7 protein-coding genes are annotated in these 8,535 nt (G+C 39.3%); 6 read left to right on the forward strand and 1 reads right to left on the reverse strand.

Features of this window, described 5'->3' with window-relative positions; translation table 11 throughout:
- Window positions 1–67 precede the first annotated feature (67 nt).
- The gene (locus tag ASU02_RS05290) at window positions 68–1,219 is read right to left on the reverse strand and encodes an IscS subfamily cysteine desulfurase (RefSeq protein ID WP_332307624.1); all 1,152 of its coding nucleotides are present in this window, start codon (window positions 1,217–1,219) and stop codon (window positions 68–70) included.
- Between the two features lie 115 nt (window positions 1,220–1,334).
- Here ASU02_RS05290 and nadB point away from each other — a divergent pair, with 115 nt between their 5' ends.
- From nadB to ASU02_RS05320, 6 genes are all read left to right on the forward strand, one after another.
- A complete protein-coding gene (nadB, locus tag ASU02_RS05295; protein ID WP_057761715.1) occupies window positions 1,335–2,918 on the forward strand; it encodes an L-aspartate oxidase in 1,584 nt (527 codons plus the stop codon).
- Window positions 2,887–3,744, forward strand: a complete 858-nt coding sequence (nadC, locus tag ASU02_RS05300) for a carboxylating nicotinate-nucleotide diphosphorylase (protein ID WP_057761717.1) — start codon at window positions 2,887–2,889, stop codon at window positions 3,742–3,744. Before nadB ends, nadC begins: the two co-directional genes overlap by 32 nt.
- Before the next feature lie 108 nt (window positions 3,745–3,852).
- Window positions 3,853–4,959, forward strand: a complete 1,107-nt coding sequence (gene nadA, locus ASU02_RS05305; protein ID WP_057761719.1) for a quinolinate synthase NadA — start codon at window positions 3,853–3,855, stop codon at window positions 4,957–4,959.
- Window positions 4,960–5,123: 164 nt separating this feature from the next.
- A complete protein-coding gene (safA, locus tag ASU02_RS27175) occupies window positions 5,124–6,653 on the forward strand; it encodes a SafA/ExsA family spore coat assembly protein (protein ID WP_057761721.1) in 1,530 nt (509 codons plus the stop codon).
- Window positions 6,607–7,638, forward strand: coding sequence for a phosphotransferase family protein (locus ASU02_RS05315; RefSeq protein WP_232426154.1), 1,032 nt, complete (start codon window positions 6,607–6,609; stop codon window positions 7,636–7,638). Before safA ends, ASU02_RS05315 begins: the two co-directional genes overlap by 47 nt.
- 88 nt (window positions 7,639–7,726) lie before the next feature.
- Entirely contained in the window at window positions 7,727–8,437 is a 711-nt protein-coding gene (locus tag ASU02_RS05320; RefSeq protein ID WP_057761726.1) for a YhcN/YlaJ family sporulation lipoprotein, read from the forward strand.
- Window positions 8,438–8,535: the final 98 nt, after the last annotated feature.

Below are 8,535 nucleotides of genomic sequence, written 5' to 3' on the forward strand. Positions count from 1 at the left end.
TATATAAACTCCCTCACATCCCAATAATAACTAATTTTATCATAATTATGGGCTGAAATTAACTGAATTAGCTTTGGCATGTATCTTGAACAATTTTAACAATTAAATTACCCAGCAATTGTACGTCATTTACTGTCGTTTCCCAGCCAAATGAAATTCGAATGAATTCTTTTGCACTTTTTCCTGTAATTCCTAGTGCCTCCATTGTTTTCGATGGAAGCTGCATCCCAGTCTGGCAAGCACTTCCTGTCGAGATGGCAAATCCATAGCGATTACATTCAAGCATGAGTAATTGTCCTTCGATTCCCTTTATTCTCATGCCTATTGTAGAGGGGAGCTGTTCTGATGCATCAGCATGATATACAATATAATGCTTCCTTATCGGCTCTAGTACTTGAAGAAACGCGCCTCTTAGACGTAAATAATGTGAATGATGATCATTAAGATACTTGCCTGCCTTTTGTGCCGCAACGGTCATTGCCGCAATTGCAGGTACATTTACAGTACCAGGTCTAAATCCTTTCTCATGTGTTGTTGCCGGGTAATATCCCTGCCAGTTTAAGCGGGGATGAATATAAACGGCCCCAATTCCTTTCGGGCCATAGAATTTATGTCCGGAAATAGATATGCTGTCAGCCACTTGCGCAACCTGTTTTATATCTGTTTTTCCGAAAGTGTGAATACAATCACTATGGAAAAGAATTTGATTTTCTATACATAGCCTGCCAATTTTCTCAAGAGGCTGTAATGTGCCAATTTCAGGGTTTCCATGCTGGATACTAATTAATATGGTATCCTTTCTAATTGCATTTTTTACTTCATCAATGTCAATCTGTCCTGCTGGATTCAGCGGGAGAACGGTAACCTCATACAGATGCTCCTTTATTAATTTTTTCATTATGCTTGTGATGGATGAATGCTCTGCCATGCTGGTTATAATATGCTTCCCTGTTTTTAAATTGGTAGATAAGAGCGATTGGATCGCAAGAAAATTACTTTCAGAACCCCCGCTTGTAAAATAAATCCCTTCTTTCTGTACTCCTAATAATTGTGCCATTTCACTGCGGCAGTTTTCCAATAGCTCTTTTGCTTGACCGCCTGTATCATGAAGACTGCTTGTATTGCCGTAATATTCAGTTGCAGCTTTTATATATATTTCTGCCGCCTCACGATCAAGTGGGCATGTAGCAGCATAATCAAAATATTTCAATTGAAACACCACCCTAAAAAATAGTTTATTGAAAAGTTTAGTAATCTTTTAAAAGTACTTGTCATAAGTTTAAAACTATGTAAATATAAGTGTCAAGACACCTGTAATGAACAGGAGGGGGAAAATGAAACAGGCTAATGTCATCATTATCGGCAGTGGGATTGCGTCATTGCAATTAGCAAATAGCCTTCGCCATGATTTAAATGTGATAGTTCTCACAAAATCGAAAATTAGTAAAAGCAATTCTAATCTAGCTCAGGGTGGAATTGCAGCGGCGATTGGAGAAAAGGATGATCCTAAAAAACATTTTATCGATACACTTGAAGCTGGGAGGCACCATAATGATCCGAACATAGTTCGTGAACTAACAAGGCAAGCTCCTTCTCTGATACAAGAATTAAATGAAAAAGGCTGTTCTTTTGATAAGGATGTAAATGGAGATTTATTACTTGGGATGGAAGGGGCGCATTCTGAACATAGAATCGTACATGGAGGCGGGGATGCCACAGGACGAACAATTATTCAATTTATGACTTCGAATATGAATCAGAATATCAAAATCATAGAAAATATTTTTGTGTATGAACTACTAATGGATGAATGCAGTAACCGATGCATTGGAGCGAAAGGTAAATATTCAAATGGGAAAGTAGATCATTTTTTTGCCGAACATATTGTTATCGCAACTGGTGGATGTGGACAGCTGTACAGCTATACTTCAAATGCAGAAACGGCTGTTGGAGATGGAATTGCACTTGCTTATCGAGTTGGGGCAGAAATAACAGACATGGAATTTATTCAGTTTCACCCTACTCTTCTTTATACAGAGGGGAAAGCGGTTGGATTAGTTTCTGAAGCAGTAAGAGGTGAGGGTGCCCGTTTGATAACAAAGGAAGGACTCCCGATTATGGACGGGATACATCCACTCCGTGATCTTGCCCCAAGACATATCGTATCTCAAACCATATTTAGCTATATAAAAAAGGGAAAGCCAATCTTCCTAGATATTTCAGAAGTAGATCATTTTGTTAATCGCTTTCCAACAATCACAAATTTGTGCGAACAATATGGAATTGATCTAAAGAAAGGCATCATCCCAGTTGTGCCAGGAAGTCATTTTTTAATGGGTGGAATTAAAATAGATTTAAATGGCCGAAGCAGTGTGAAAGGATTGTACGCGATTGGGGAAGCCGCCTGTTCAGGGGTGCATGGCGCGAATCGGCTGGCAAGCAATTCACTGCTTGAAGGATTGTTTTTCGGGAAAAGGCTAGCTGAAAAAATAAATACTCAATCGATAAATCAATCATTTGATCCTGCTATATCTGAAAGTAATGGATGCCATATAAATGATCCATTGCCATCGATTAAGGAGATTCAGGCTTCGATGATGGAGCATGCTGGAATTATTCGTACGAAGGAAGGATTAATGAAGCAGAAATCATGGCTAGAAAGCTTTGAAATAGAAAACTGGATAGAAAGAAAACTTGATCACTTAACAAATGAAGAATTAATTCAAGTTTTTATGATGATTACTTCATGGCTAATTACAGACTCGGCCTTAGTACGAACCGAAAGCCGAGGAGGGCATTTTCGCCAGGACTATCCAAGTGAAAATGATCACAAGTGGGTAAGGAAACAAATTATTCATTGTAAAAAAACAATAAAGGAGGATAAATATGAACGAATTAAAGCTGCGCTTGCAACTTGAGCAATTTTTTTTAGAGGATATTGGAGACTGTGATATAACCAGTGAACAAATATTTGGCAAGGAACAGAAGGGGGAAATTATTTTTCTAGCAAAAGCAAATGGAATTTTTTGCGGGGAAGATGTTATTCGGACGGGATTTGCTCTCCTTGACCAAGAGATTAAAACAGAACTAAGAGTAAAGGATGGAGATCCCGTTGAAAATGGGCAAATACTTGCAGATGCTAAAGGGAGAGTAGCTCATTTATTAAGAGGAGAGCGTGTCATATTAAATCTCATTCAACGATTGAGCGGGATTGCTACCAAAACTCGAGAAGCGATTTCTGTTTTAGATAGTTCACATACGAAAATTTGTGATACAAGAAAGACAACTCCAGGATTAAGAATGCTGGAAAAGTATGCGGTTCGATGTGGGGGCGGGCATAATCATCGTTTTGGCCTTTATGATGGTGTCATGATAAAGGACAACCATATTTCCTTTTCTGGTTCAATTACGGAAGCTGTTAAAGCTGTCCAAAAAACGATTGGGCATATGGTGAAAATTGAGGTGGAGATCGAATCAGAGGAACAATTGCTTGAAGCAATTGCAGCAAAAGCAGATGTAATCATGTTCGATAATAGACTCCCAGGTGAAATTAAAGAATGGATTTCATCTGTTCCAGAAGGGATTATTACCGAAGCATCAGGGGGAATCACACTTGAAAATATCGCCGAGTATAAAGACACAGGAGTTGATTACATTTCGCTTGGTTTTTTAACCCATTCGGTCGAGGCATTGGATATAAGTGTGAAAGTAGTGATTGAAGATGAAGTGCTCGACAAATTCTAAAAGTTGCTTGATAAATTAAAAATTGTGCTAGATAAAATCCAATTATTACTAGATAAATGTGTAATAGTGCTCGATAAATCAATTTTTATCAACGAGGGGATCAAAGATATGAATATTTTTCAAACAGTAGATCGTCATTCAAGTGTTCTTCCGGAAATTTATCGAAATATGACAGTATCCGAGCTAGAAGATAGAGTAAAGGCTATAAAAAATAAGCTAGGCAGCAAATTATTTATTCCCTGCCATCATTATCAAAAGGATGAGGTGGTTCAGTTTGCAGATGCAACAGGTGATTCGTTAAAGCTGGCACAGCTGGCAGAAGTAAATCGGGAAGCCGAGCATATTATCTTTTGTGGTGTCCATTTTATGGCTGAAACAGCGGATATTTTGACAACAAAAAACCAAAAGGTTTATTTACCGGATATGCGTGCAGGCTGTTCCATGGCTGATATGGCAGATATGTTTCAAACAGAACGAGCGTGGGATAAGCTTGGGAAGCTATTTGGAAAGACGATCCTCCCATTAACATATGTGAACTCAACGGCAGCCATTAAATCATTTGTTGGGCAGCATGGTGGTGCGACCGTTACCTCATCAAATGCTGAAAAAATGTTAAAATGGGCGTTTAATCAGCAGCAAAGAATTTTATTCTTACCAGATCAGCATTTAGGAAGAAATACAGCATTTCATTTAGGGGTTGGACTAGACGAAATGGCTGTTTGGAATCCAATAAATGATGAATTGGAATTTGATGGACCAGTTGAGAAAGCAAAGGTGATTTTATGGAAGGGGCATTGCTCCGTCCATGAGAATTTTACAGTTGAAAATGTGGCAGATATTCGCAGGAATTACCCAACAATGAAAATCATTGTTCATCCAGAATGTAAACGGGAAGTGGTTGAACTTTCTGACATGGCGGGATCTACGAATTACATTATTGAGGCCATTGGACGTGCTGAAGCTGGGTCAGCCTGGGCAATTGGGACGGAAATGAATCTTGTTAAACGCATTATTAATGAGCATCCGGATAAGCATATAATGTCTCTAAACCCGCATATGTGTCCATGTCTAACTATGAATCGTATTGACCTTCCACATCTCACTTGGTGCCTGGAATTGATTGATCAAGGGATTCTTCATAATATCATTGAAGTGAATGAAAAAGAAGCTAAATTTGCTAAGTTAGCACTAGAAAGAATGCTTGCACATGTTTAAACCCTCCTTCTTTTACGGGAGGGTTTTTCTTCCCAAAAAAACATTGTAACTAGTTACCCAAACATATTTCTCATAATTAAAGCATAAGTTTTTATGTAAAGTATTAGCAATTTGCCCATTTTGTCATACACTATATGGACTTATGACTAGTAGGAGGGATCAGAGTGAAGATCCATATCGTACAAAAAGGGGATACTCTTTGGAAGATCGCCAAAAAGTACGGCGTGAATTTTGAAGAGCTAAAAAAGATGAATACACAGCTCAGCAACCCTGATATGATTATGCCCGGTATGAAAATAAAAGTTCCTGGTGCAGGAGGATCAGTGAAGAAGGAAGCTCCTATTGGAGGCATGCCGGATGCAAAAATTAATATGGGTGCTAAAAAAGAAATGCCAAAAGCGGAACACCCTTTTGCCAAAGAGAAACCGAAGACAATGCCTGTTGTAGAAGCGCCTAAGGAAGTGCCAGTTGCACCTGCACCACCTAAAAAAGAAGCACCGAAAGTAACAGCACCACAGGTTGAGATACCGAAAGAAGTTCCTAAAAAACCATTTATTCCGAAGATGCCAAAACCAATTATGCCTGAAATTGATATCAATAATTATTATATGATGAATATGGCTAATTTATCTGTTCAGCAGCCGGCACCTCAATTGCCGCCAAAACCTGTCAATATACTCCCTGAAGTAAAGCCGATAGAAACTAAACCGATCGAATCCAAACCGATTAAACCAGTCAAACCAATCAAACCAATTGCTGAAAAAACGCCAAAGCCAAAAGCAATTGAAAGTGAGCCTTTTGCGGAAACACAACAAGGAGGTTTCGAACAGCCAATGTATCCATATTATCCAAGTCATTTATTTCCTGTTTCTCCAGTCATGCCTGGACCTGGTTTTCAAGGGGGATATCCACAGCAGATGGGCTATCCACAAGTTCAAGGAGCTGCGATGCCAATGCATCAAATGCCTCACCAAAATTATGGTTTGGCAGGAGTGGAAAGCCCAGGATTTCATGAGGAATCCTCTCCATTCATGCCGATGCATCAAATGCCGCATATGAATCCTGAATATATGATGCCATCTCAAGCACAGAATCCTGCACCTGTTATGGGCGCACAGGATATGGGACAACAGCAATTGCCGCTTCAGCCAACATACACAGCTCCTGCCATGCAGCCAAACTACGGCTATCCGTGCCCGCCAAATCCGTGTCCACCGTATCCTACTCATTTAGTCCCAGTTTCTCCAGTCATGCCTGGATCTGGCTTTTGTGGTCCTGTTCCATACGGTCAAATGCCATTTGGATTCCCGCAAATGGCCCCACAGGTCCAAGGTGTAATGGAGGAAATGCCAAATATGGCACAAATGCCATTAATGCCAACACAAAGTCAAATGCCAATTATGCCTTCACAAAGCCAAATGCCAATTATGCCTTCGCAAAGCCAAATGCCATTAATGCCGACTGAACATGTGAAAGAATCAGATTGTGGATGTGGCGGAGGTGCGCCACAAATGTCTCCTTATGGATTCGGCCATGGCTTTGTTCCTGGTGTACAGCCGTATGGGGCACCATACGGACAGCAAATGGGATTCGCGCAACCATTCCCAATGAACCCTTATGGTCCGGGGCAAATGGGTGGGCAAGCGTTTGGAATGCCACGAAACTTTGATGAGAGCAGTGAATTTGACGTTTAAAGGTGAAGGAGACGATTTATATCAAAATCGTCTCTTCTCCTATTTACAGAAACAACTCCATGTTCCAATTAAGGAAATGAAGCAAATAAGGAAAAAAGTGTATAAAGTAAGAGCAGAGGGGTTAGATTTTATTCTAAAAGGCTTTTCTTCCTATTATCAATTCGTTTTACAGAAAAATGTTTTAACTTCGTTAAAACGAGAGGGATTTCAAAAAGCCTATTCATTTTATTCGTTAGAGAAGGAACCCCCTTTATTATTTGAACAAACATACTATGGATGTCTTGAATGGATTGAAACATCAAAAAACGAATTTACCTTTTACAAGCAGCTAGATCGTATAAATGGCTTAAAGCTTCTTTCGCATTTTCATGCAACGAATGAAAAATTAGTCGATCAATATGCAGGGAGTATTTCAAATTTTAACCAGGTTGGAAGATGGCAGGAAAGAACCATTTCTTTTTTGAACAACCTTCCGATTATCGGTTATTTTGTCCCGAAAGAAATAATTAATGAAATGCTTAGTTGGGCTGATTGGTCATTAAAAGGAATAGAGAAGGAATTAGGTGTATTTGAAAACGGCAAGAAGGTTATTCTGCACGGAGACGTGGCTCATCATAATTTTTTGCGAGCGAAGAATAAAGACATTTATTTAATTGATTTTGATTTAATAAGTATTGGCACCCCTCGTTCCGACTACCTGCAATATGCTAATCGCATTCTTCCATTTCTCCATTGGTCATTCCAAGATTTAGCTAAATATAAAGAACTCGCTATCTATATGAATGAAAAAGGATTTATATACGCCCTTGCATTTCCTACAGATCTCTTCAGGGAGTGGAATCGGGCAATTCGGGAACAAACTTACTTACAGCCAGCAAAAATCCAGCAATTATTAGAAATCACTGTTGGGCAATTTCATGAAAGACACAACTTTATTAAGGAACTGAAACGGTTTATTGCAATGGAAAATGGACTGAGCTGGTAATCATTTAAAGAATGAATCTCCTCCTTTTTTGGCAACCTACTGATGAGCATAATGCTCATTGGTTTGATTAGCGAAGGAGGGTTTTCGCTTGGAAAAGAAATTAATTGTTCTTCCGTTTACGTTGATTATGTCAATAGGGTTAGCAGGCTGCGGTGCAAATGATGAATCTGCTGGCCAGCAGCGTTATAAGGATGGTGCTCAGCCAATTGGCTATTATTCAAATGAAAACCATCGGAATAAGGGTGGAAATGCTCAATTACTCGATGGAGCCGATAATGACGGAGCACTGACTGAGATGATGGACCATACACTTGGTGAGGAAGGCAAATATGAAAGAAACAATCTCCAAAACAGGAATGCAAATGTACCTGCTCCCCAAAGAGTAAGTGATAATGGGGAACCCTACCTTTTTAAGCGTGATGATGCCAATTTCCATGGACATTTGGGCTTCAATAAAAGAGCAAGCAACTCCTACTATGAGGCGTATAATGGGGAAATGGTAGAAAGAATAAATCAGGCTGCAGCAGCTGTTGATAATGTCAATGATGTGCAATCAGTCGTGAATGGGAATTATGTCATCATAGCAGCTGACATTAATGATACTGCACAAAAAAAAGCAACTATAGCTAAAATTAATCAGGCTGTTCAGCCATATCTAAATGGAAAAACAAGTAAGGTTGTTACAGATGAAAGTACATTCAACCGCCTGAAAGTAATTGATAATGATTTACGTGATGGAGGTCCCAGAGACCAGCTATATTTAGATGTCAAAAATCTGTTCCGAAACATGACTGAATAAGAAAGGCAGGGCAATGCCCTGTCTCAGATTGTCGACAAAAGGGGTTCGGAATGGTCTCATTCCGAACCCCTTTTTATAAAAAAGTCCTTAATTTTTTA

The organism is Cytobacillus praedii (assembly GCF_001439605.1).
GTDB lineage: Bacteria > Bacillota > Bacilli > Bacillales > Cytobacillaceae > Cytobacillus > Cytobacillus praedii.

What these genes read in the sequence shown, in the direction of transcription:
- nadC (WP_057761717.1), top strand. Translation starts at nt 2,887, where the DNA reads ATGAACGAATTAAAGCTGCGCTTGCAACTTGAGCAATTTTTTTTAGAG.
- nadB (WP_057761715.1), top strand. Translation starts at nt 1,335, where the DNA reads ATGAAACAGGCTAATGTCATCATTATCGGCAGTGGGATTGCGTCATTG.
- nadA (WP_057761719.1), top strand. Translation starts at nt 3,853, where the DNA reads ATGAATATTTTTCAAACAGTAGATCGTCATTCAAGTGTTCTTCCGGAA.